This window comes from Candidatus Neoehrlichia procyonis str. RAC413 (assembly GCF_000964795.1).
In the GTDB taxonomy this organism is placed as follows: Bacteria; Pseudomonadota; Alphaproteobacteria; order Rickettsiales; family Anaplasmataceae; genus Neoehrlichia; species Neoehrlichia procyonis.
Genome location: NZ_LANX01000001.1, coordinates 636355 through 661554 on the forward strand (window position 1 = coordinate 636355; position 25200 = coordinate 661554).

The following is a 25200-nucleotide window of genomic DNA, read 5'->3' on the forward strand; positions in this document are numbered from 1 at the left end:
ATTAATTTTAAATACATAAAATTAAATTAATATTAATTAATAACGTAATAAATATATTAAATTATTAAGAATACTTTAACACTATAAATATACGGTAAATCTATAATAATCTACTATCAAGAACTCAGTATTGCCATGCTTATTAAATTATACAATAAATTTAAAAGCTAAATATTAAATTAATATTTAATTAATAATTTAATATAGATTTTCTCTATTTAAATTAGTTATTATAAAATTTAAAAAGTTAAATATACTGATTAATAATGTACTTACTATTAAGAATTCAATCGAATATTAAATATAGCCATCCGTTTTCTATATTTCTCTAATATAAAGCGAATACACCACTTACAATAATCTTAGAAATAGATTAATTTTAGCTCTATGTCAAATTACAATTAGTAATCATTACACACATACTTTAATGACAAAGAGTTAATAGCTTTAAAAAGCTCTTAATTAAAAATTAAATAAACTGATAGTGAATAATAAATAGATTAATAAATAATACACAGCATTATAAATTTCTTTAAAAAAATGCTCAAAAATAACATTTTAGACATTTTTTTAGATTATTTACTCAATTAAATTAAGTAGTTAGACAGATCATAGTCTACAAACATTACTAGCATAATTTCTTACCGTTTCAGTGTTCTGAACACAGCTTGGAACACTATTATTACTTTTAGTATTACTATTCAGAGAAACTATTGCAAAATTGCTTTCGCTTGTATCCACTGTTAAACTCTCATCGTAATCACTTTCAACATCACAATACCCATGTGCTTTCTTAGGAATAATTATCTTATCCATAATAAGACTATCATTATTAACAAAACTTAGTTCACTCACCTTACATTGACGCATATAATTAAAATATCTTTCTGGAATTGCTAATCCATCATCACCTTTACTTTCCATTCTATGCAAAAATTCTTTTTTATTTTCCTTAATAAACATTCTCTGTATCACTATAGATTTTATATCTTTTTCATTACCTATAATTATATCATAATATGAACATATATCCGCATTAGAAGCAATCGCTTTATCCAAAATTTTTACTGCATTAAATAAATTTTCCTGTGTCGGAGTATAATGTCCACTACTTATATTAATCATAGTAATTTTACCATTTTTTACTTTCATCATACCAGCACATATTCCCGGCTTATGTCTTAATAATGTAGAGTGAAAATCTACATGGAATACTCCGTTATCATCACATAAGGGAATGTGTGTTTGCTTATCAGAAATAATTAATTTTCCATCAAGAGTAATAACATAAGCTACCGCATCTTTTATATTCTTGGTTTTCCTACCAGTCGTATCATATACATTACCATCTTTATCAAATAACCTATAACCTTTATTCTTTCTTATTACTTTTATAGCATCATACTGATCTCTCATAGTAAATCTATTTACAAATACATCTGGACCATTTCTACTAAATTTACGATTCTCTGTTCCAACTTCTTGTTGATACACAGACTCATGATAATAACGTACTCCCATATTCCTTCTATGATCAAAAGCCACCCTATCACTTGATAGACTAATACTAATTTGCTGTTCTTTTGGAACACAATATTTTGTGTTTTTAGCACATGCACCAAATTGTCTAGCAGCATATTTCCATATTTGCATTCTTTCATTAATACGTGCACAAGCATCATAAAGTTCACTACTATCACTATTAATAATATGCAAATTTTTTTGTGAATCAACAAACAAGTCAGCTCTTGGCTCTTCTAATATACTGTTTACAAATTGTTCTTTCTGTCCTTTAAAAACTGTCCTCAAATTCATCACTATATTATCATCTGCATTGTTCAAGTCTTCTTTTTTAGTCAACAAATTAAAACTTTGCCTTTTTAATACATTTTTTACAAATCGTTCTTTCTGTCCTTTAAAAACTGTCCTTAAATTCATCACTATATTATCATCTGCATTGTTCAAGTCTTCCTTTTTAGTCAACAAATTAAAACTTTGCCTTTTTAATATATTTTTTACAAATCGTTCTTTCTGTCCTTTAAAAATTAAATTTAACTTCTTTAACATAATAATTAACTATTTATTGATTACTCTTTAATAAGTAAAATAATTAAATATTAAATTAATATTAATTAATAAAGTTAGTATATACTAACCAAAAATTTTATTTGCATTAACCATAACCTTTTTATTCAAAATATATATCTACTATATTGTTGAATATTCATAGCTCGTTATAAATTAATCGTATACAAATGAAATATCATCTATTTATATAATTTTCTTTCTACATTTATTAAACTTTCAACAGCCACATAATTTAATATAACATTATTGTCATAACACCATTCTATCAACATAAAACAATGGTGGGCGATAACAGATTCGAACTGCTGACCTCCTCGGTGTAAACGAGATGCTCTACCAGCTGAGCTAATCGCCCATTTCTATTATTATAAACTATAAAAATTACCTCTGGCAACAAAGAAATTATTATTACTTTAAAATCTTAAATACTGCTCAACAAACAAATTGTATCCATATTGTCTACAAGCTGATATTACTGTATTTACCATTAAAAATGCAACCGTCATTGGTCCTACTCCTCCAGGCACTGAAGTAATAGCAGATGCAATATCCTTTACTTCATCAAAATCAACATCTCCAACAAATTTATTACTTCCATTTTGATTTACTAGATTTATTCCAACATCAATAACAACTGCACCAGCTTTAACCCATGATGACTTAACAAGACAAGCTTTTCCAACAGCAGCTACAAGAATATCAGCTCTACAACAATGTTCTGCTATATTAGCACTAGCAGAATGAACAATTGTTGTAGTACAATTTTCACGCAATAATAAATATGCCATAGGTTTTCCAACAATATTTGACCTTCCAATAACAACAGCATTATTTCCAGATAAATCACGTAATCTTGTTTTAATTAAATAAATACACCCTTGCGGGGTACAAGGAATTAAACAATCTAACTGTCCTGTTACTAATTTACCAGCATTTTCATTATGAAACCCATCAACATCCTTACAGGGATTAATCGCATTAATCACTACATTTTTATCAATATGCTTTGGTAATGGTAACTGAACCAAAATCCCATTCACACCTGAATCAGCATTAAGCATATTAATTGTATTAAGTAATTCATCCTGTGAAGTTGTAGAAGGTAAAAATAAAGTTTTTGATAAAATTCCTAATTGTTCAGCTTTCTTTTGCTTATTACCAACATACAGCTTACTAGCAGGATCATCTCCAACAAGTATTACCACTAAAGATGGTATCAAATTATAATTTAATTTTAAATCACTAATACAAGCAGATAAACGATCCAGTAACTTTCGAGACTCTAATTTACCGTTTATAATATTATCGTTCATTAAAATCCTACATATACATAATTATAACTATAAATGGTACCTTATACTATTAAGTTAATGCTAATCAAAATATCAATAACCTACATTATGTAATGTATAACTATGGTAAAAAAAAGCAATAGCTTTATTGAAACACTAAAGTTTACAAAAAATACAATTAAAATATAAAGCTTAGCTTTTCGCAATACCTTATAATATATTTTATTTACAGTAAACGTTTATCTACAATAGATAAACATAATTAACCTAGCATAATAATCCATATAACATTATTTGTAAAAGTATAAATCACATTATTAATTCTTATAATATTTTTTAAGTAAAACATATAACTATGCAACAAAACAAAAATACTATTAAACTGCTAATAAACTATCACAAAAATCTTCTATCCTACAGTAATTACCATTACGTATAATTGTACACTATAACAAATATCAATATTGTTTATTTATACTAAGACTTTGAGTAATAAATTCTTCTAACTTGATTTGTCTTTTGGTTTTTAATTTTTCTGCATTTAAAATACATCGAATTTGATTAACACTATCTTTAACATCATAATTTACAATAACATAATCATAGCTATAACAATGACTAATTTCAAATGAAGCTTCATTTAGCCTATCCTCTATCTCAGTATCATAACCACTACGATTATATAGGCGTCTTTGTAACTCTTCCATCGATGGTGGTAGTATAAAAATACTAACTACGTACTGTCTCATCAATTCAATCAACTTAAACGCTCCTTGCCAATCTATTGTAAATAATACATTTATTCCATTATTAACACAAGTCTTTACAAAATCAGACGGAATTCCATAATAATTACCAAAAACCTTTGCATATTCCAACATCATGCCTGAATTACAAAGCTTTAAAAACTCACTCTCACTTACAAAAAAATAATCTTTCCCATGTACTTCCCCGCTTCTTGGAAAACGAGTTGTCACAGAAACAGAACGCACCATATTATTACTTTTATCACTTACTAACAAATTTGAAATTGTAGTCTTTCCCCCACCAGATGGAGATGACATTACTAACATAACTCCTTCTGTCTTTAATTCAAAAGTCACTAATTTTTCTCTTCTACCCTGCTAATATATTTCCATTGTATACCATTAATATGTGTATAATTTCAACTATTAAATATTGTTTTAAAAAATTACCTATGGTAGTATACCTAACTAAAGTTATAAAAAGCTAAGTAATGAGCCGCTTTGTTCTTCGTTGTCTAAACATTCTTCTTCCTTTAGCTATTTGCTTATTCGTCCTATTTTTCATTTTTGGTATATACATGGCATTTTACGCTTCACCACCAGACTATAAGCAAGGAGAAATTGTACGAATTATGTATATACATGTTCCATCAGCTTGGATATCACTAGGAGCATATTTATCAATAGCATTTTTAAGCTTTCCTATATTAATGCGGGGAAGTGTAACAGCATCAATACTATCCCATGCAATTGCCCCTATAGGAATGTGTTTCACTTTTATTTGCTTAGTAACTGGAAGTATATGGGGCAAATGTACTTGGGGAGCATGGTGGGTATGGGATGCAAGGCTTACTTCAATGCTTATATTATTTTTTCTATATATTGGATACTTAGCACTATGGAATTTTTTTGATAATGAGTATAGGTCAAGTCGCTCTACAGCTATATTTGCAATATTTAGCGCAATAAATATTCCAATAATTAAATTCTCTGTCAACATATGGAATACTTTACATCAACCTGCAAGTATATTGCGTAAAAATGGAATTGCCATAGATATTTCGATGCTTATGCCTCTAATATTTATGTTTATCGCATTATCATTTTTATTCATTATACTATTAATTATTAGAACTTATACCTTAATAAATATACAGAAAATTAACACAAGGCTCTCCCAATTTGCTAACGAGGATCTATGATAGGAACTCTAATAGGAAATGTCGAAGAACTATACAATAATCATATTATACTTAACGTAAATAATGTAGGTTATATAGTATATCTCTCTTCAAGATCCCTACAACAATGTATTATAGGACATAATATTAAACTATATATTGAAACCCATATTAATAGAGATAATATTACCCAATTATATGGATTTTTAAATATACAAGAGCAAAATTGCATAAAAATGCTAATAACAGTTAATGGAATAAACTATAAAACTGCCCTTAATATACTAGACAAGCTAACCCCTGAACAAATATTTTCAGCAATTATTGATAATGATAAAGCTACTCTCAAAATGGGAGGCATTAGTGACAAGTTAATAGGAAGAATTATTGCTGAATTATCAGCTAAAGTTAATAAAATAAAATTTGACTCTATCATAAACAAAGAAAATAACAGTTCATTAAATGATGCACTAGCAGCACTGCTAAGCCTAGGTTATGATAAATCTAAAGCTCTTAGTGTATTACAAAAAATTAACAGTAAATATCCTAATTATAGCATACAAGCAATAATTTATCATGCATTGCAAGAATTATCTGAGTAAATATAATGTTAAAAAGTCATGAGTCTGAAGAAGACAAACGTAATATATCTTTAAGGCCCAATCTGCTTGAAGAATTCATTGGACAAAGTGAAATAGTTAGTAACCTTAAAGTGTTTATTGATGCAGCTTATGCTAGAAAAGAGCAAATGGATCACATATTACTATACGGTCCACCCGGACTAGGAAAAACAACATTAGCACACATTACTGCAAAAGAACTAAAAGTAAATTTTCGATCCACTGCTGGGCCGCTATTAAATAAAGCAGGAGATTTAGCAGCAATATTAACAAATCTTCAACCAAGAGATGTATTATTTATTGACGAAATACACAGACTTAATCGTAACATTGAAGAAATATTGTATCCAGCAATGGAAGATTACTGCCTAGATATAGTAATTGGCGAAGGATGTGGTGCACGAACATTAAAAATCGATTTGCCAGTTTTTACACTTATAGGAGCCACAACAAGATTTGGATTACTATCAAACCCATTAAGAGATCGCTTTGGTATACCATTACACTTAGAATTTTACTCAATAGAAGAGCTAATACTCGTAATAAAGCGCGCAGCAAAAGTTATTAATACCAATATTGACAATGATGGTGCAAAAGAAATCGCATTACGATCCCGTGGTACTCCGAGAATTGCTTTAAGGTTGCTGAGAAGACTTAGGGATTTTCTTGAGGTTAAAGGTTATAGCGTAATCAATAGCTCATTTGTAATTCAAATTTTGTCTAAGTTAGGTATCAGCAATGTGGGGTTAGACAAGTTAGATATACGTTATTTAAAATTTATTTTTGACTCTGAAGGAGCGGTAGGATTAGAAACAATTGCAGCAGCATTATCAGAAGATGTTAATAATATTGAAGAAACTATAGAACCATACCTCATAAAAATAAATTTTATCCAACGCACACCACGAGGAAGAGTAATAACACCTAAAGCAATGCAGTACTTAACAGATAATGCACTTGTATAATATATCTTAACGTTTTAGAATTGAAAAATCAAATATTGTGATGCATATTACATTTTGGTTCATTTTACTACTAAACATAGTATTATCATGAAATACTTGCCACTGTGAAAGGCTTATCTTATTAATCCTTCCCAAGCTGATATACAATTATATGTAAAATAAACTAATTAATCAAAACAAAGGCAAGAATATCATATATATTCCAACCATGAAACAAGGATTCAAAAATTAAATTTTAGTAGCTTTTTCATGAATAAAATACTATTATTTTTTAAATTTACTATACTTTATGCTATAAAAAATACAGTAGTTTAATAATCAACTATTTTTAGTTACTACTAAATGTTAAAATAATATTATTAAACAATCATAATTATCTCATAATAAATCTGTTATAACACATAGCAAAAGTAATTAAAAAAATATTATTTACATATCATTAGGTAACAACATTAAAAATAAACATCTAAGTAATCCTAGTTGCTAACACACAGTACCTAACCTATAAGCCTAAAACTAAAAATATAGTCATGAATTTACAATTCAATTATTTTAAAATTTTCTTAAGCATAACTTTTTTGTTTAATTACATTTCAACACTAAGCTATCTAAGCATATAAAAAATCCAAATTATAACTATATAAGGTTCACAATTATAGTTATTTCATGTTTATGCATTTAATTAGCAATTTTATCAGAATATAAAAATAAGCACCATATAAATCCATTCATATTTCACAAATTAGGTGATCCTTTTTATAAGATATAAATTTTTTTAATATATAACCCAATATGATCAATTAATAAATTCTTATAAGACTTAATATATTGAATCTATACGCACAGCTTTTGTTTACTTAATAAGAATTATTCTCAGTATTTAAATGTAATTTTTCTTACCTAATAGTATACAATACTGTCTAATTGCTTTTTTCTATACAAAAAGCAAAAGTTTTACAATCATACCAAATACGTGCAATATGGAAGGTCTAAAGTAAAGCATATTTGCATCACTATGCTTTATTGCTAGCTCTGTCAACTATATTATAGCAAAAACTACCCTCATTTTTATAACAATTTATAATATACCCATTCCCATAATATTTACAAAAATACAAAATAGTTTTACAATTTGTTGACCATCTATCATTCTACAACACCCATACTACCCTCTAGCAAAAACTATTTTTATCTCACTTTTCTTAATAACAAAATTTTTTATCGCCATTTACTTATAAGAACTACAGAATAATATTCTAATCATAATATTCTACACATATTCAAATATAAGCATTCTTAAAATTGTTAAATATATAGTTACTTATTATTCTTAAAATAAACAAAAATTACTCAACACATCTCCTTTTTTTTTGTAAAATATAAAGCAGTATATATTATTATAGCAATAACAGAGCATATTATTGGCAAAAACGCTATTGCAACAATAGTTCCATCTGAAAAGCATTCTACTATATAAATTCCAAAAGCACCAAAAATTGTTTGTAAAAACACAATAAATGCTGATCCAGTACCACTATCTTGCGTTTCTTTAAATGCAGACGCCATACTATTACCAATAGTAAAAGCAATTCCAACCCCAGATGGAACCCAGATAAGTTCTATCAATAACGGAGTTAATATAACACTAGAATAGTGCAACATAACTATGATAATATCTGGTACAAAGTTTAACAACAATCCTACAATTAACATTTTATTCATACCAGCTCTTTCTACTAATCTTTGATTAACAACGGTACCAATAACATATGAAATCACATGTATAGCAATAAGGTAACCATAATTCCCTACTGGTAAATTCATTGATTTAATAAAAACAAAAGGTAAATTAACAATAGATGCCCATACCCACATAATTGTTAAGCTATAAATTAATGCAAACCCCAAAAATCTCATATTCATCATTAAGTTAATATATTTTCTGATAACACAATAAAAGTTAAGATTATCTGTATATTTCTTTACTATCGTCTCTTTCATATAAACATATAAAAAAATGAAAAGTATTACTGATAACAACGATATTATCATAAAAAGTGCATTCCAGTCATATCCGCGAGAAATTACTGAACTACCTAATATTGGACCTATAGCTGGAGAAAAAGCTATTGCCATATTAACATACGATATATTTTTTGCACATTCATTACCGGAAAACATATCATTAATTACCGCATATCCTATAACTCCTGCGGCACCTGCACCACATCCTTGTATTAATCTCATAATAATCAACATTACAATATTATTAACAAAACAGCATCCTATACTTGCTAATCCAAAAATTGCTATTCCTATTAACATTATAGGTCTACGTCCATAATAATCAGAAAGTGGCCCGTACAACAACCCTGAAAGCGAGCCGCCAATTAAATTTAAACTTACCGTTAACTGAGCAACGGCATGTCCAACATTAAAAAAGTCACTAATTTTCGGCAAACTAGGTGTATAAATATCACACGACATATCACAAATAGTAATCGTTATTACTACTAAAAATAAAATTAATTTTTTTAAAATCTGCATCACCTTTCCATAGAGAACAATTATATAAACAATAAGCTAATTGATAATCTTTAATTTTACTTTCCTAGAATCATCATAACATCATTCCACTCTCTTTTACTCATACCACTACTTTCTCTGCTTACTTCTTGCCCATTAACTAATTGTCTTATAACATTTAAAGCACTTTTTGATAAAGTTTTTGCTTCTAAACAATATTCTACAAACGCATTATAAGTTAAAGGTACCCAAAATTTCACAATATTTAGTATTGTTTCTGCATAAACTCTTATCTCATATTGAGCATGCTCATCAGCCCTTAATCTAACAAATCTTAACAAATTATGCAAATTTACCTTCCAATACCATTGAGTATAATAGTTTAATGTTAAGTTGATACGAGATATCTCTCTTGCTAAGCCTTTTTCCAAAAATCTACTATAACTATTGTATGTTAGAGTTGCATCATGCTTTAAAAGATCTATCACTTCTTGTGAAAATTCTTTAGATAAAACCTTTCCCCTACCTTGAGCATTATCACAAGACTGTTCTGATATTTGACTATCATCTGGAATATAAAATTCTTTATCTAATATTGAATACCTAGCAGAGTATTCATTAATACTAGCAGTACGGTGACGTATCCATTGTCTAGCAACAAAAATAGGTAATTTAACATGAAATTTAATCTCACACATTTCAAAAGGAGTAGTATGAAAATGTCTCATTAAGTAATTAATTAAACCAGCATCTTGATTTACATGTTTCGTACCTTTACCATAAGAAACACGAGCCGCCTGTACAACAGAACTATCATCCCCCATATAATCAATAACCCTAACAAATCCATGATCTAATACTTTATAATCTTTATGTAAAACTTTCTCTAATTCAGGAACAACAACACGCCGTGTTTTCATATTACCCTCACCATAATAATTCTTATCTTTTAAGCATAAGCTGCTTAATTTTTGCTATTGCTTGTGCTGGATTAAGATCTTTAGGACAGGTTTGAGTGCAATTCATTATTGTATGACAACGATATAATTTAAAAGCATCATCTAACATATCCAAACGCTCATCTAAAGCTTCATCTCGGCTATCAACAATCCACCTATACATTTGCAACAATGCTGCTGGACCTAAATACTTATCTGAATTCCACCAATAACTAGGACAAGAAGTACTACAACTAGCACATAATATACAATCATAAATTCCATCCAATTTACTTCTATCTTCTATAGTTTGAAAACGCTCACTATCCACAGACTCAGGTTCTTTAGCTTTCAACCATGGACTAATAGATTCATATTGTTTATAAAAATTACTCAAATCAGGAACTAAATCTTTTATAACATTCATATGAGGTAATGGATAAATTTTAACATCTGATTTAATGTCAGAAATATATTTTGTACATGCAAGTGTATTAGTACCATCAATATTCATTGCACAAGAACCACATATTCCTTCACGACACGATCTTCGAAATGATAAGGTAGAATCAACTTCATTTTTTATCTTTATCAAGGCATCAAGTACCATTTGCCCGCACTGATCCATATCAATAAAAAATGTATCTATTCTTGGATTATCTTCATCATCTGGAGACCATCTGTATATTTTAAAGCATTTTACATTTCGCGCATTAACAGCAGCATAGTAAACCTTACCATTTTTGTTAATTTTAGAATTCTTGGGTAAAGAAAACTGAACCATAATTAATCCTTCAATATATTCTTTTCTGAGGAGGGAAATATTGCACTTCATTCGTAAGAGTTGAATTTGCTATATTTTTATAGTCAATCTTTATATTATTACAATTATAATCACACCATGCCATAGTATGTTTCATCCAATTCTCATCATCACGCTCAGGAAAATCTTCCCGAGCATGAGCACCCCTACTTTCCGTACGATTTGCCGCGCAATTCATAGTAATTACTGCTTGTGGCATCATATTAGTAAGTTCTAAAGCTTCAACTAAGTCACTATTCCAAATCATACTTCTATCAGTAATAGAAATTTCTTTCATAGATGCAGCAACTTCTTTTATTTTTTCTTTACCTTGATCCAATACTTCTGCCGTACGGAATACAGCTGCATGTAACTGCATAACATTTTGCATATTGTTACGTATTTCTGACACTCGCAAACTTCCTTGTGAAAAACGTATTTTATCAAATCTATCAATAATCCATTCCTCACAACTTTTCTTTACAGTACAGCAAGGTGTACCAGTTTTAATAATCTCCTTTGCCCTAATAGCAGCAGCTCTTCCAAATACTACTAAATCTAATAATGAATTGGATCCTAAACGATTTGCTCCATGGACAGAAACACATGCAGCTTCTCCTATTGCAAAAAGTCCTGGTACTATTTTTTCTACACCTTCTTCTAACGTTACAACCTCACCATAATAATTTGTAGGAATACCTCCCATATTATAATGCACCGTAGGAAGTACAGGTATTGGATCCCTTGTAACATCAACCCCAGCAAAAGTTTTTGCAGTTTCACTAATTCCAGGTAATCTTTCACGAATAACCTTAGGATCAAGATGAGCTATTGATAAATAAATATGATCTTTTTTCTTACCAACTCCCCTTCCCTCACGTATCTCTATAGTCATAGATCTACTTACGACATCACGTGAAGCCAAATCCTTAGCCTTAGGAGCATAACGTTCCATAAACCTTTCGCCTTCAGAATTAATTAGATAACCACCTTCCCCTCTACAACCTTCTGTAATTAAACATCCGGAACCATATATACCTGTAGGATGAAACTGAACAAATTCCATATCTTCTAAGGGCAATTTTGCTCTTGTAACCATACCCCCACCATCACCTGTACAAGTATGAGCACTAGTTGCAGAAAAATAAACCCTTCCATACCCTCCTGTTGCTAAAACAACCGCATGTGCACGAAATCTATGCAATGTACCATCACACAACGACCAAGCTAATACACCTTGACATTGGCCTTCATCACTCATAATCAAGTCAATAGCAAAATATTCAACAAAAAACTTAGCATTAAATTTTAAAGATTGCTGGTATAACGTATGAAGTATAGCATGACCTGTTTTATCTGACGCAGCACAAGTACGCTGCGCAGGTTTGCCTTTACCAAACTCTGTAGTCATACCTCCAAAAGGACGTTGATATATTTTTCCATCCTTAGTACGAGAAAAAGGAACCCCATAATGCTCTAATTCAATAACTGCTTGCATTGCATTCTTACACATATATTCAATGGCATCTTGATCTCCTAACCAATCTGAACCCTTTACTGTATCAAACATATGCCAACGCCAATCATCTTCTGTAACATTACCAAGTGCCGCACTAATACCGCCCTGAGCAGCAACTGTATGACTACGTGTTGGAAAAATTTTAGAAATACATGCAACTGATAATCCTACAGATGTCATACCAAGTGTAGCACGCAACCCTGCACCACCAGCACCAACTACCACAACATCATATTCATGATCTATAATCTCATATGCAAAACTAGACATTATTAACAAACTAGAAAACACTATATATGATTTCAGGCTACCATAATAACTTCATGAGTCAATAACAAAACTTCTTGCAGTAAAGACTAAGTTAAAAAATATTATTAATTTATGCGATATAAAACTCAACTCTTCTTCATATACATACATATATAGAACTGCACTCGCTATAATAAATACATTATTAAAATATATATTTACCATAAATTTCTTTAACTTTAGCTATATTTTTATAAACTCTCAATTTATTAACTTTATAACTACTACTGCTATAACATGTTATATAGCAGCTAGCATGTTACCTTTTTCCTCCCTAACATCATAACCAAGAACTTTTAAAAGTTCTTAGTTTTATAATAACTCATATTCTTTTACTATTCAACATTATGAACATTGCTACACTCACTTTATTTTATAATATGCCAATTCATAAACTTTTCTTACTAGATCACCGATATAAACCTTATCATACAAACAAACATAAAGGTATCTTCGTACAATTATTACTGGTATTGAGCATTCTACCCTTAAACTTTATTAAATTATGCAAATCTACACACCTTTCAACACTATTAAATACAAATCACTTACATATAAGTTACATATTTTATCTGTAAAACAATATAAAATTACTCCTTAAAAGTTATTATTACCAGTTAATAATTGCAGCCTTACAAGTTTTATATATAATCCGCTGGGATTCTCCATAAGTGATTCATGTGTACCAACTTCTTCTATAATACCATTATTAAAAACAATGATTTTATCAGCCTTCATTACTGTTGATAATCTATGAGCTATTATTATCATTGTTTTACCATGCATAATTTTATCTAAAGCATTCTGTATAATTTTCTCATTACGAGAATCTAATGATGATGTTGCTTCATCTAAGATCAATACCTCGGAATTTTTCAATATTGCTCTAGCAATTACAATTCTTTGCCTTTGACCTTCAGATAAACACAATCCCTTTTCCCCTACAAAAGTAGAAAATTTATCAGGCAAACTATTTATAAAATCCATTATACATGCATTTTCTGCAGCACTAATTAATTCCTCATGCGTATACTTATTGGCACCATAAGTTATATTGTCCAGTATAGTTCCAGAAAATATTACAGGATTTTGAGGGATAAGGCTAAAGAAAGATCTTAAATTATGTAAAGATAATTGTTTTATATTAATTCCATCAATAGTTATACTTCCGCTATTAACATCATAAAACCTAAACAACATATTAACTAACGTGCTTTTACCACTTCCAGATGGACCAACTAAAGCCACTTTTTCTCCAACATTAATAGAGCAACTTACATTTTTCAATGCAGGAACACTTAACTTACTAGGATAATAAAATGTAACATTATTAATTAAAATAGATGTTTTAATTTTATCTATCGTCTTACAATCATGTACTTCAACAATATCCGACTCTGTATTTAATAATTGAAATATTCCCTCAGATATTCTAGTAGCTCTTTGCAAATCTTGCATATTATCCCCAATACTATTTATTGACCCAGCCGCTAATGACGAATAAAAAAGGAACGAGAATAATGATCCTGATGTTATATTATGGGCAATAACTTCTTGAATTCCAAACCATAACACAACACCTATAGAACCCATAACAGACGTAATAATTAATGTTACTAATAGCGCACGAAAATATGTATATTTTTTAGTTATAATTAATGACTGATCTAATAAACTAGTAAATTGTTGACTTACTATTTTCTCCTTTACGAAAGACTGAATCACATTAATGCCACGACATGTCTCATCACTAAAATCTGCTATTTTATCTATTTTGCTACTTACACATTTCGATAAGGTTTTTACTTTTTTACCAAAAAAGGTTAATACAGTTAATATTATAGGTATAATAAGTGCTGTATAAATTGTTAATTTAAAATTGGTATGAATTAACATTGCAACACTGCCAAGTAAAATAGTAGCATTTCTCAAAATTACTGACATGCTGCTATTTAAAATTGATTGCAATATTGAAGTATCAGTAATTAACTTTGTCATCAAACTTGAAGTACTTACTTTCTCGAAAAAACTTGGAGATAAGTATATAATTTTATTATATAATGCAATTCTAATATCACGTATAACTTTCTCACTTCCATAACCCGTTAACCACATACGAAAAAAAGAAGTAAAAGCCATTATTATAACTATGGCTAGCATCATAAATAAAGGCCCTTTAATGCTTGTAGTATTTGTAAAAAAGCCTATGTCTATTAAAGTATGTAATCCCCTTCCAAAGGCTAAAATAGTACCAGAAGATACAATAACCGCAATATATGCAAATATAAAATACAATATATGCGGCCTAATATATGAAAATAGTATTCTCATCAACTTATATAACTATATTAAACAACAAATGCATTTCTTTTTTTATAAATTCAACTAAATTACAACCAGCTTCATTGCACCAAATTTTTAAGTCACTATCATAACTAAAACGTACCGATCCGCTTAGAGGTGATGATACCCATATCTGCATGGAAAAATCATGCTTGCTAATTACATATTCATTTTTTTCACTAGCAATCTTTATCAAACCTTCATAACTATCACATTCTAAGACATTATTATAATCGGCATTTTCTATTAAAAATAATAAAGAATTCAAACTTTCACACGCTAAATTTTGAAACTGAGATATAGATAAACTTTTTACCATATATATTCCATTTTATATATTAATAAGAATCATAGTTTACATACCAAACCCTTCTTCAGCAATTAATGAAAAATGTTAAAAATCAAATTATTAAATCATCACATATTACATATAACATGTTGTTATCTATAGAATTTATCATGTTAAATAATAACATAACTACATATTAGAAATACGTTAAAAGTAATTTTATATTTACTAACCAATGTAAATATAACCTTCCGTAAAGTCTGCTACTATCTAAAATTAAACACCATAATATTAGTTATTTTGATAAAATAATAACCTTACACTAGAGCTAATTTTAAATACATAATTTAACTACATTTCCTATAGAAAACCTGCACATCAACACAGAAACCTTCAACTTACATAAAACACTAACTTTTTTATCCTAATCCAAACACAGATACATCCCCCTTATACAAATTACTTTTACACCTGTTTTTCACAATACAACTTAAATTCTAAGCATTTTACCAAACATAACCATAATGGCCACCTATAAATTTAACTTATCAAAAAATCTACTCTTAAATTACAAACATATAAAGTTCTAAAAATTACAAAAAGAAAAATCCTTCAATTTAGAACATAACCTAGTAACTTCATTTCTTACTTTCGATTCAATAACAGAAATATTACCCACATTATCAGATAATCCATTCAATATTTCGCCTATCAAGTGACCTATTATTTGAAAATCTACAACTCCTAATCCCCTTGAGGTTTCAGCAGCACTACCTAATCTCAATCCTGATGTTATAAAAGGTTTAGTTGTATCAAACGGTACAACATTTTTATTACAAACAATACCAGATCTTTCTAACGATAGTACTGAATCTTTACCTGTAATATTTTTTGATCTCAAATCCACAACCATTAAATGGCTATCCGTACCACCTGTTACAATATCAAATCCCTGTTTTTGTAATATATCAGCTAATGCTCTGGCATTATCTACTACTTGTTTTCCATAAAGTTTAAACTCTGGCTTTAATACTTCACCAAATGCTACAGCTTTAGCTGCAATTATATGTACTAATGGACCACCTTGCATACCAGGAAATACTGAAGACTGAATTTTTTTATAAATGTCTTCATAATTAGTCATAATAACCCCTCCACGAGGTCCACGTAAAGTTTTATGTGTAGTTGAAGTAATAACATGTGCATAATTAATAGGAGAAGGATATACTCCTGCAGCAATTAACCCCGCATAATGTGAAATATCTGCTAAAAAATATGCACCTACTTTATCAGATATCTCACGAAATGCTTTAAAATCTATACAACGTGGATATGAAGATGCACCAGCAATAATTAAAGATGGATTACAAGAAGTTGCAATCTTTTCGACTTCATTCATGTCTATTAAACCTGTATCACGGTCAACATCATATTGTACAGATTTAAACCATTTTCCAGATACACTTACAACAGACCCATGAGTCAAATGCCCTCCACAGCTAAGTGACATTCCCAATACTGTATCCCCTGGCTTTAGTAGCGCCATAAACACTTCTTGATTTGCTTGAGAACCAGAATGAGGTTGCACATTTGCAAATTTACAACCAAATATTTCGCGCAGCCGTAAAATTGCTAAATTTTCCACTAAATCTGCACATTCACATCCACAATAATACCTATGACCAGGATACCCTTCAGCATATTTATTCGTAAATACTGATCCTTGAGCTTGTAGAACCGCTTTACTAACAAAATTTTCTGATGCTATTAGCTGTAGACATGTTTTCTGACGCCGAACTTCTTGCATTATACAATTAAAAACTTCACAATCAGAATTTTTAAGATCATCATTAGCGATACTCATGCATTACCTCAAATAAAATTAACTATGGCCTTAAATCTTTTTTAATGCATCAAAAAAATTATTAATTCTTAACTTTAATACTACATAAGTAATACATATCACTAATTAACAATAAACTAAATCCTATCTTATATGATTTTGCTATCGTTAGTTTGTGCATCCATATCTACACCATTAATATCAGCATTAACATTCACCTGATCTTCCTTGGACTTCTCTTTATGTAATTTTCTAATTTCTTCAATAGCTGCTTCATTCTTAACAACATATAGCTTAATAGGAACCACCAAATCTGCATGAAGCTCTATATTAATGATGTATTCACCTAAATGTTTTATAACTCCATTAAAAAATATACTTTTTGGACTAAAATTATATCCTTGACAACAAAGCAAATTTGAAACATCTTTTAGAGTTACCGAACCAAAAAGCTTACCGTCATCTGATGCTTGTTTAGCAATAGCTACGTATTTTCCATCTAGTAACAATTTTACTTTTTGAGCCTCTGCCAATTTTTTACGATTTTCTTCTTCTATCAGTAAATATCTTTGCTTTAAAGCCTCCAAATTTTCCTTAGTTGCTCTCACTGCTTTTTGTTGGGCTAATAAATACCTAGCATATCCAGGCTTTACCTTTGCCACATCACCTGCTTTTCCTAAATTTCTAACACTCTCTTTTAAAATAACCGATAACATACAATCCTATAAAAATACAGATTACATTAACAATAAGGCAATAAAGCTAAAAACCTAGCCCTTTTTACAGCTAAAGCTAGAAGTCTCTGCCTTCTAGCTGAAACTGAAGTAATTCTACTCGGTAAGATTCTACCATATTCTGATATAAACTTAGTAAGCATAACCTTATTTTTATAGTCTATTTCATCATTTGAACATTGAGCTAAAGGACAAGATTTAGATTTTTTAAAATATGGCCTTTTTAAATACGCTAAAGGAGAATAAGCTGTACCACCAGAACCATTAGCATTATTTTTCTTACTCTTTTGTAACATAATCAATCTTTACCTAAATTCACCATCCAAGAATCACCTTTAGGGATCTTATTAACCCTTAAACACAAGAATCTAATTACATCTTCGTTTAACCTAATTTTACGCTTAAATTCATTAATAATATTACAATCATTAACACTAATATACATCATACAATAATGACCCTTATTAGCTTTGTCAATACTATAAGCAAAATCCAACAACCCCCAATATTCATACTTAATCAGCTCAGCACCAACCTTTATTAATAAAGTTGATAATCCTTTTATTAATCCTTCTAATTCATACTGCGTTAAGCCTTGCTGTGCTATAAAAGTAAACTCGTATAAAAGCACACGCTCTCCCTAAATAAAGTTAACTACGCAATTATATATAATATAATATTATAATCAAGTTAATTATTTACCTAACATTCTAGTTTTATCTACTCACAATAGAGTCCCTACAAATAATACGTCCATACATTATAAAAACAGCCCTAAGTTACCTCGTAAAACATATTCATAAAAAGAATTAAACCCATTATTATAAGTGCTAAATAGTTCAACACATATAATACTTACTTTTTATCATGTTTATTACTATATCGTTTATTTAACACTTCATGCGTAATAATTTTTATTTTATCATAAGTAAATTCTGGAATAGCTTCACTGACATACTCATTGACAACATAAAAAATATTATAATAGTAAGATCCTGAAAACCATTCGGGAAGAATAACCCTATCATCACTCTCACTTGAAGAATATAAAAAAGTATAGTAAAAAGTTTCTATTATAAAAAATAAACAACAAGAAAATACTATCCCCTTAATAATACCTACTAATAGCCCTGCAACCCTATCTAATACATTATATCTTATTGGTAATAACAAATACATTAAAAAACTATTCAATATGATTACAAAAACCGTAACCGAAATAAAAACAGTTATAGTAGATAATGCACTCACCACAGTTTCAGAATTAATTCTTTGACTATAAACATCAGAAAAATAATCATGATAATTAGCTGTCAATATTATAGAAGCTAAAATACCTCCTATACCAAATATTTCTTTTATAAATCCTCTAAAAAACCCCACTAGCATACATAGTAATATAATCAAAATAACTGCTATATCTAACACAACATAGCCTCATATTACATTTTTTTACTAACCATAGTCTTATTACGTAACTGTATAAAAACTAATATAATTAATACAATAAAGGAAGCTAGATATACATATAACTTTAAATTTTTTTGCACTGACAATTCTAACTTAATAATAGAATCTTCAACTTCTATATCTGATTGATCAACATAACTCCAACTTTCTATATCCTTAATATCTAATTTCATAATTCCAGATGAAGAATGTTTTACAATAACATTAATTCCTATTTTTTTCTGTATCATGTCAATCAATTTTCCTTGAAATCCATGTACTAATGGAATTATAACATTCTTTTGAATAATTTTACCACTATCATTTTTACGCTCAAAAACTATCAATAAAGAGCTATCTTTTTTGATAGAGATCATGTTATTGATCTCAGATAATGGTATATCTACATACTTAAATGAAAACAACTTTACAACATATCCAGGTATTATTAACATAATTCCAACAACAATCAGAATTATAGACTCATATAACTTATTTTTTATAAAAAAATACCCTTGCATTCCAGCAGAAATACTCATAATACTTATCAAAGCAACTAATATACTTAAAGCTGCACCCCATACATTATCAATATCGTATAAAATAATATCACTATTAAACACAAATAAAAACGGTACTATCATAGTCCTAATATTATACAGAAATGACTGTACACTTGTTTTAAACGCATTACCTTTTGCTATAGCTGCAGCAGCATAAGAAGCTATTCCAACAGGTGGCGTAACATCAGCCATTAATCCAAAATAAAAAACAAATAAATGTAACGCAACAAGTGGTATAGATAATCCATTTTTATGAACAACAGTATTTAAAATAGGAACCATTAAAGTAGATACTATAATATAGCACCCTGTAGTTGGCATACCCATACCTAGAATTATACATATAGCAGCTGTCATTAATAATGTAATAAACACACTACCATTTGCTAAAGTATCAATAAAAATACTAATAGATAAACCAAACCCTGTTAAAGCAACTGTCCCAACAATAAGCCCTGCTGTACCTGTAGCCATAGCTATGGTCAACATACTCTTAGAACCTGCAACCATAGCCTCATATACTTTTTTTATACTATTCCATAGAACACAAGGAATTTGTGAAAAATCTTTATGGAATACTATTAAAATAGTATCATAAGTTAACAACATAAAAATTAAAAATAAATTTGTCCAAAAACATGATAACGAAGATGATAACTTCTCAATAATTAAGCACCATACTAAAATAAAAATAGGAATAAAATAATGTAATCCTTGCTTAAAAACTTCCCACGAACTAGATAACTTTGAAACATCACTATCTTCTTCTTTTACGCCTTTTTTAAACTGGTATAATAAAATTGCAATATATAAAAATACTAAAATAAACGATATAAAATAAATACTTTTATCAAGAAATATAGCTTTTATCCCCGGAATATAGAAATTACCTAAGTGGACACCTTCAATAACAATATATATAAAACTTATCAATATTAATACACAACATGCAGATAGCAGAAATTTTAAAATGGAAAAATATATAGATTTTGCTTTTGTTAAATCAATAGTAGGATGCATATTCAACTTACAAGCTTCAAGATGCACTATGTATAATAATGTAATATATATCATTATAGCCGGAACAAAAGCATACTTTACTATATCAGCATATGGGATTGATAAAAATTCCGACATTAAAAATGCAGCTGCACCCATAACAGGAGGCATAATTTGTCCATTTACCCCTGCTGATACCTCTATTGCTGCTGCCTTTTCAGCACTAAGACCCATTTTTTTCATTAAAGGAATAGTAAATGAACCTATAGTAATTGTATTAGCTATCGATGAACCTGACATCATGCCCATAAACCCTGAAGCTACCACCGCTGCTTTTGCTGGTCCGCCAACAAACCTTTGCAGCAAAATAAAGGATAGCCTAATAAAAAAATTACCAGCCCCTGCTTTATCTAAGAAAGCCCCAAATAACACATATAAAAAAACAAAATTAGATGACACTCCAAGAGCTACACCAAAAACTCCTTCTGCAGATAACCACTCGTGAGAGGCAATAGCAGCAAAATTGTTTCCTTTATGAGCAATAATATCAGGCATATACTGCCCAAAAATAGAATACATAAGAAACAGAAGTGCAACAATAACTATAGGCATCCCTACTGACCTTCTTGACCCTTCTAATAAAAATAAAATCCCAAAAAAAGCAATTATGATATCTAAAATGTTAGGCATTGCTACCCTTAGTGACAATTCATCATACATTACCACAAGATATATTGCAGGTATCACTGACAAACATGCAAAAATCCAACTTAAAAAAGGTAAATTGTTTTTAGAATTTTTAAGGAAGGTAGGAAAAAGTAAAAAAAGTAGAAAAAATGCAAAAGATAAATGTATAACCTTAGATTTAAAATCTGTTAAAATTACCCAACTAAGATCGTAATTTGCAGCCAATAAAGAAGGTAATGGCGAGGCTATAAATAATTGGAATATTGACCATAAAAATGCTACAGCTCCTATTACATAATTAGTAACTCTACATACACAAGAACTTGAATTATCAAAATTTCTATCACTTATTTCCATATTTATTCATAATATCAAATATTTAAGAAACATTAATAGCATTACATATTATGCACGTCAATAAAATATAACCACCTACTGCTTTCCTTATTTTTAACAAATTGTACATTAAATAATAATCTATACCAAACATTACATCCAGCTATATAAATCTAAATATAACACTATAAGAATATAGTTCTAGCTAGATAACAATTATTATAAATTTAATAATATAACATTTTACTTTTTAAAAATTGTTTTGTATTATTCAGCATCTAATTTTAGTAAATACACAATTTAAAGTGTCAAAAATAATATATACTTGTACAGTATGCGGTAATAATACACACAGATGGACTGGCAAATGTAATACATGCGGCACATGGGATAGTATCATAAGTAAATCATTACAAAAAATAAAAACAGAAGAAACTGATACTGTAGTGCTCTCTTTGTTTGATAGTAAAATAAGTTCCCTTAGCAAATATAATACAAAAATAGATGAATTAGATAGAGTATTTGGAGGAGGAATCACATTAGGAAGTAATATACTAATCGGAGGAGAACCTGGTGTAGGAAAATCAACTTTAATCTTACAAATTGCATCAATTTTAGCAAAAAACTTTCACAGCTGTCTTTACGCTTCAGGTGAGGAATCAATTAATCAAATTCAAACAAGAGCAACCCGCCTATGCATCTCTGAATCAAAAATAAAAATTCTTGCAACATCATCATTAAAATTAAGTCATATAATAAACGCAATGCAAAAAGATAATGAGCTTAAATTTCTCATTATTGATTCAATACAAACTATATGTGATGAGAGAATTCCTTCAGCTCCAGGCACAATAGCTCAAGTCCGTATGTGTACACATGAATTAATTACATTCACTAAACAAAACAATATAACATTATTTATACTAGGACAAATCACTAAAGATGGTCAAATAGCTGGACCTAAGACTTTAGAACATATGGTAGATACTGTTTTATATTTTGAAGGAGATAATAGTTACCAATATCGCATTTTACGTACAATAAAAAATAGATTTGGTCCTACAAATGAAATTGGGGTATTTGAAATGTTAAAACATGGATTAATACCCGTTAATAATCCATCATCTCTGTTTTTAGGCCATAAAGCTCAAGATCACAGCATCATTGGAAGTACTGTTTTTGCTGGTATTGAAGGATCTAGACCTATACTAATGGAAATTCAATCACTTATTTCTCACACCTATATGGCAACTCCTCGTAGAGCAGTGGTTGGATGTGATATTAATCGTCTTTCTATGATCATAGCAGTTCTCAACGCTAAATGTAATATATTTTTAGGAGATAAAGAGGTATATCTTAACATAGCCGGAGGGCTAAAAATATATGAACCAGCTGCAGATTTAGCCATAGCAGCGTCACTTATTTCAAATTTTACTAATATTCCTATAATGCACTCAACAATAGTATGTGGAGAAATTGCCTTATCAGGAGAAATAAGAAATATATGTAATATTGACTTAAGGCTAAAAGAAGCTTATAAACTTGGATTTAAGCAAGCTATTATACCACGTAATAGCAAATGTATATCTCCTGATATTTCAATAATAGAGGTAGACCACATTAATCAATTGAGAAAAATTTTTCATTAAAAATTTATGAGAATTACAGGTATTATATTATTAATTACATTATTGTCATTTATTATAGCTTTTGCGTATGCAATACACAATAAAGGTATCAATAATTCATCTCCGTCATATAGTATTACGTTACCATATCTTCTACAAGAGGATATGCAATTTACTACAAATAACTTAAAGGGTAAGCCATATATAATTCATGTATTTGCCTCATGGTGCACAACATGTAAAGAAGAACATAAAATTTGGCTAGAGATTGCAGAGAAAAATATAATTGACATTTACGGAATAAGTTATCTTGATATTAAGCAAAATGCTATAGCCTGGTTACAAGACAATGGTAATCCATATAAAGTAGTAGCTGCTGACTATAATGGTAGCTCCGGTCACGCATTTGGAATCACAGGCGTACCAGAAACTTTTGTTTTTGATAAAAACGGAAAAATCATTTTACACATATCTGGTAATATAACCTTAGAAATTTGGAATAATCAAATACTCGCACTATTAAAGTAATAACAAAAACTTACCTAGTATCTATAGCTAGATTATCGTTAATCATTCATACGTTCATTATATAACAAATGTATTAGTAATGCTTTTATTTTGAATAAAAAATGTAAAATTAAGTGCATATTAAAATATCTCAAATAACCAATTTTTATATTATTAGGTAGATTATATATAAAATATTTACCTCAATATAAAAACATGCTATAAATATTCATATTATTATTAGTTTTAGTTTGCGATAGTATGGCCATAACGCGTTCAGAATTAGAAACTCTTATTAAAAATGCATTCCCAAGTGCTCAAGTTACTGTAAGTAGCTTGGCTAATGATAATGATCATTACTCAATAGTAGTTTTATCAGAAGATTTTAAAAATAAAACTAAAGTAGCACAGCATAGAATGATTTACGAAGTTCTAAATGGAATAGATGTTCATGCTATACAAATACATACTGGTTGGAAATGAAATTGGTAACGCTCTATGAAGGATAATGATATAATAAGTAAAATACAACATGAAATAAAAAGCAACGATATAGTACTCTACATGAAGGGTACTAGCGATGTTCCACAATGTGGTTTCTCTGGTTTAGTTGTGAATATATTACAAAAAATGAACCTTGCATTTAAAAGCATAAATGTATTAGAAGATCCAGAATTACGTACAGCAATAAAACAGTTCACTAATTGGCCCACAATTCCTCAACTATATATTAAAGGTGAGTTTATAGGAGGATGCGATATAGTACGTGAAATGTATCAAAGTGGTGAATTACATGAGCTAATCAAATCAAAGGGAATTGCATTAACATAAACATA

The 25200-nt window shown here is 29.2% G+C and carries 22 protein-coding genes and 1 tRNA gene; 7 read left to right on the forward strand and 16 right to left on the reverse strand.

Features of this window, described 5'->3' with window-relative positions; all coding sequences use genetic code 11:
• Positions 1-609 precede the first annotated feature (609 nt).
• From NLO413_RS04770 to gmk, 4 genes are all read right to left on the reverse strand, one after another.
• Positions 610-2067, reverse strand: a complete 1458-nt coding sequence (locus tag NLO413_RS04770) for a hypothetical protein (protein ID WP_052690374.1) — start codon at positions 2065-2067, stop codon at positions 610-612.
• Between the two features lie 300 nt (positions 2068-2367).
• A tRNA-Val gene (locus tag NLO413_RS02325) sits at positions 2368-2443 on the reverse strand.
• A gap of 58 nt (positions 2444-2501) precedes the next feature.
• Positions 2502-3401 carry a bifunctional 5,10-methylenetetrahydrofolate dehydrogenase/5,10-methenyltetrahydrofolate cyclohydrolase gene (locus NLO413_RS02330; RefSeq protein WP_045808920.1) on the reverse strand — a complete coding sequence of 300 codons (900 nt, stop codon included), beginning with the start codon at positions 3399-3401 and terminating at the stop codon, positions 2502-2504.
• A 437-nt stretch (positions 3402-3838) separates the two neighbouring features.
• Positions 3839-4483 (reverse strand): guanylate kinase, encoded by a 645-nt coding sequence (gene gmk / locus NLO413_RS02335; protein WP_198138894.1) that lies wholly within the window; start codon positions 4481-4483, stop codon positions 3839-3841.
• A gap of 134 nt (positions 4484-4617) precedes the next feature.
• Here gmk and ccmC point away from each other — a divergent pair, with 134 nt between their 5' ends.
• The 3 genes from ccmC to ruvB are packed head-to-tail and all read left to right on the forward strand — an operon-like array spanning position 4618 to position 6892.
• A complete protein-coding gene (gene ccmC / locus NLO413_RS02340; RefSeq protein WP_045808921.1) occupies positions 4618-5328 on the forward strand; it encodes a heme ABC transporter permease CcmC in 711 nt (236 codons plus the stop codon).
• The gene (ruvA, locus tag NLO413_RS02345) at positions 5325-5909 is read left to right on the forward strand and encodes a Holliday junction branch migration protein RuvA (RefSeq protein WP_045808922.1); all 585 of its coding nucleotides are present in this window, start codon (positions 5325-5327) and stop codon (positions 5907-5909) included. The genes ccmC and ruvA overlap by 4 nt, the downstream gene beginning before the upstream one ends.
• A gap of 5 nt (positions 5910-5914) precedes the next feature.
• The gene (ruvB, locus tag NLO413_RS02350) at positions 5915-6892 is read left to right on the forward strand and encodes a Holliday junction branch migration DNA helicase RuvB (protein WP_045808923.1); all 978 of its coding nucleotides are present in this window, start codon (positions 5915-5917) and stop codon (positions 6890-6892) included.
• A gap of 1350 nt (positions 6893-8242) precedes the next feature.
• On the opposite strand, the gene NLO413_RS02355 is transcribed toward ruvB, so the two are convergent.
• The 12 genes from NLO413_RS02355 to NLO413_RS02410 form a co-directional block, all read right to left on the reverse strand.
• Positions 8243-9439 (reverse strand): multidrug effflux MFS transporter, encoded by a 1197-nt coding sequence (locus NLO413_RS02355; RefSeq protein ID WP_045808924.1) that lies wholly within the window; start codon positions 9437-9439, stop codon positions 8243-8245.
• 56 nt (positions 9440-9495) lie between these two features.
• Complete coding sequence (gene thyX, locus NLO413_RS02360; protein ID WP_045808925.1) at positions 9496-10338, reverse strand: FAD-dependent thymidylate synthase; 843 nt, start codon at positions 10336-10338, stop codon at positions 9496-9498.
• Between the two features lie 22 nt (positions 10339-10360).
• Positions 10361-11140 carry a succinate dehydrogenase iron-sulfur subunit gene (locus NLO413_RS02365; RefSeq protein WP_045808926.1) on the reverse strand — a complete coding sequence of 260 codons (780 nt, stop codon included), beginning with the start codon at positions 11138-11140 and terminating at the stop codon, positions 10361-10363.
• Positions 11141-11150: 10 nt separating this feature from the next.
• Positions 11151-12947 carry a succinate dehydrogenase flavoprotein subunit gene (sdhA, locus tag NLO413_RS02370; RefSeq protein ID WP_045809373.1) on the reverse strand — a complete coding sequence of 599 codons (1797 nt, stop codon included), beginning with the start codon at positions 12945-12947 and terminating at the stop codon, positions 11151-11153.
• 636 nt (positions 12948-13583) lie between these two features.
• Positions 13584-15317: an ABC transporter ATP-binding protein gene (locus NLO413_RS02375; RefSeq protein ID WP_045808927.1), complete on the reverse strand. Its 1734-nt coding sequence runs from the start codon at positions 15315-15317 to the stop codon at positions 13584-13586.
• A gap of 4 nt (positions 15318-15321) precedes the next feature.
• Positions 15322-15648, reverse strand: coding sequence for a frataxin domain-containing protein (locus NLO413_RS02380; protein WP_045808928.1), 327 nt, complete (start codon positions 15646-15648; stop codon positions 15322-15324).
• Between the two features lie 556 nt (positions 15649-16204).
• Positions 16205-17482: a serine hydroxymethyltransferase gene (gene glyA / locus NLO413_RS02385; RefSeq protein ID WP_045808929.1), complete on the reverse strand. Its 1278-nt coding sequence runs from the start codon at positions 17480-17482 to the stop codon at positions 16205-16207.
• Between the two features lie 128 nt (positions 17483-17610).
• Positions 17611-18177, reverse strand: a complete 567-nt coding sequence (rplI, locus tag NLO413_RS02390) for a 50S ribosomal protein L9 (RefSeq protein ID WP_045808930.1) — start codon at positions 18175-18177, stop codon at positions 17611-17613.
• Positions 18178-18203: 26 nt separating this feature from the next.
• Entirely contained in the window at positions 18204-18491 is a 288-nt protein-coding gene (gene rpsR, locus NLO413_RS02395; RefSeq protein WP_045808931.1) for a 30S ribosomal protein S18, read from the reverse strand.
• Between the two features lie 2 nt (positions 18492-18493).
• The gene (gene rpsF, locus NLO413_RS02400; RefSeq protein WP_045808932.1) at positions 18494-18826 is read right to left on the reverse strand and encodes a 30S ribosomal protein S6; all 333 of its coding nucleotides are present in this window, start codon (positions 18824-18826) and stop codon (positions 18494-18496) included.
• 224 nt (positions 18827-19050) lie between these two features.
• Complete coding sequence (locus tag NLO413_RS02405; RefSeq protein ID WP_045808933.1) at positions 19051-19623, reverse strand: CvpA family protein; 573 nt, start codon at positions 19621-19623, stop codon at positions 19051-19053.
• A gap of 14 nt (positions 19624-19637) precedes the next feature.
• Positions 19638-22250 (reverse strand): TRAP transporter fused permease subunit, encoded by a 2613-nt coding sequence (locus tag NLO413_RS02410; protein ID WP_045808934.1) that lies wholly within the window; start codon positions 22248-22250, stop codon positions 19638-19640.
• Positions 22251-22534: 284 nt separating this feature from the next.
• On the opposite strand from NLO413_RS02410, the gene radA reads away from it, so the two are divergent.
• The 4 genes from radA (at position 22535) to grxD (ending at position 25195) form a co-directional block, all read left to right on the forward strand.
• On the forward strand, positions 22535-23878 hold the full coding sequence (radA, locus tag NLO413_RS02415) for a DNA repair protein RadA (protein ID WP_045808935.1): 1344 nt from the start codon (positions 22535-22537) through the stop codon (positions 23876-23878).
• 6 nt (positions 23879-23884) lie between these two features.
• A complete protein-coding gene (locus NLO413_RS02420) occupies positions 23885-24385 on the forward strand; it encodes a DsbE family thiol:disulfide interchange protein (protein WP_045808936.1) in 501 nt (166 codons plus the stop codon).
• A 240-nt stretch (positions 24386-24625) separates the two neighbouring features.
• On the forward strand, positions 24626-24847 hold the full coding sequence (locus tag NLO413_RS02425) for a BolA/IbaG family iron-sulfur metabolism protein (protein WP_045808937.1): 222 nt from the start codon (positions 24626-24628) through the stop codon (positions 24845-24847).
• 15 nt (positions 24848-24862) lie between these two features.
• Positions 24863-25195: a Grx4 family monothiol glutaredoxin gene (gene grxD / locus NLO413_RS02430; protein ID WP_045808938.1), complete on the forward strand. Its 333-nt coding sequence runs from the start codon at positions 24863-24865 to the stop codon at positions 25193-25195.
• The last annotated feature ends 5 nt before the right edge of the window (positions 25196-25200 follow it).

What these genes read in the sequence shown, in the direction of transcription:
- NLO413_RS02375 (WP_045808927.1), bottom strand. Translation starts at nt 15,317, where the DNA reads ATGAGAATACTATTTTCATATATTAGGCCGCATATATTGTATTTTATA.
- sdhA (WP_045809373.1), bottom strand. Translation starts at nt 12,947, where the DNA reads ATGTCTAGTTTTGCATATGAGATTATAGATCATGAATATGATGTTGTG.
- NLO413_RS02380 (WP_045808928.1), bottom strand. Translation starts at nt 15,648, where the DNA reads ATGGTAAAAAGTTTATCTATATCTCAGTTTCAAAATTTAGCGTGTGAA.
- NLO413_RS02420 (WP_045808936.1), top strand. Translation starts at nt 23,885, where the DNA reads ATGAGAATTACAGGTATTATATTATTAATTACATTATTGTCATTTATT.
- ruvB (WP_045808923.1), top strand. Translation starts at nt 5,915, where the DNA reads ATGTTAAAAAGTCATGAGTCTGAAGAAGACAAACGTAATATATCTTTA.
- NLO413_RS02355 (WP_045808924.1), bottom strand. Translation starts at nt 9,439, where the DNA reads ATGCAGATTTTAAAAAAATTAATTTTATTTTTAGTAGTAATAACGATT.
- ccmC (WP_045808921.1), top strand. Translation starts at nt 4,618, where the DNA reads ATGAGCCGCTTTGTTCTTCGTTGTCTAAACATTCTTCTTCCTTTAGCT.
- NLO413_RS02330 (WP_045808920.1), bottom strand. Translation starts at nt 3,401, where the DNA reads ATGAACGATAATATTATAAACGGTAAATTAGAGTCTCGAAAGTTACTG.
- NLO413_RS02365 (WP_045808926.1), bottom strand. Translation starts at nt 11,140, where the DNA reads ATGGTTCAGTTTTCTTTACCCAAGAATTCTAAAATTAACAAAAATGGT.
- NLO413_RS04770 (WP_052690374.1), bottom strand. Translation starts at nt 2,067, where the DNA reads ATGTTAAAGAAGTTAAATTTAATTTTTAAAGGACAGAAAGAACGATTT.
- thyX (WP_045808925.1), bottom strand. Translation starts at nt 10,338, where the DNA reads ATGAAAACACGGCGTGTTGTTGTTCCTGAATTAGAGAAAGTTTTACAT.
- ruvA (WP_045808922.1), top strand. Translation starts at nt 5,325, where the DNA reads ATGATAGGAACTCTAATAGGAAATGTCGAAGAACTATACAATAATCAT.
- NLO413_RS02410 (WP_045808934.1), bottom strand. Translation starts at nt 22,250, where the DNA reads ATGGAAATAAGTGATAGAAATTTTGATAATTCAAGTTCTTGTGTATGT.
- NLO413_RS02425 (WP_045808937.1), top strand. Translation starts at nt 24,626, where the DNA reads ATGGCCATAACGCGTTCAGAATTAGAAACTCTTATTAAAAATGCATTC.
- rplI (WP_045808930.1), bottom strand. Translation starts at nt 18,177, where the DNA reads ATGTTATCGGTTATTTTAAAAGAGAGTGTTAGAAATTTAGGAAAAGCA.
- glyA (WP_045808929.1), bottom strand. Translation starts at nt 17,482, where the DNA reads ATGAGTATCGCTAATGATGATCTTAAAAATTCTGATTGTGAAGTTTTT.
- grxD (WP_045808938.1), top strand. Translation starts at nt 24,863, where the DNA reads ATGAAGGATAATGATATAATAAGTAAAATACAACATGAAATAAAAAGC.
- rpsR (WP_045808931.1), bottom strand. Translation starts at nt 18,491, where the DNA reads ATGTTACAAAAGAGTAAGAAAAATAATGCTAATGGTTCTGGTGGTACA.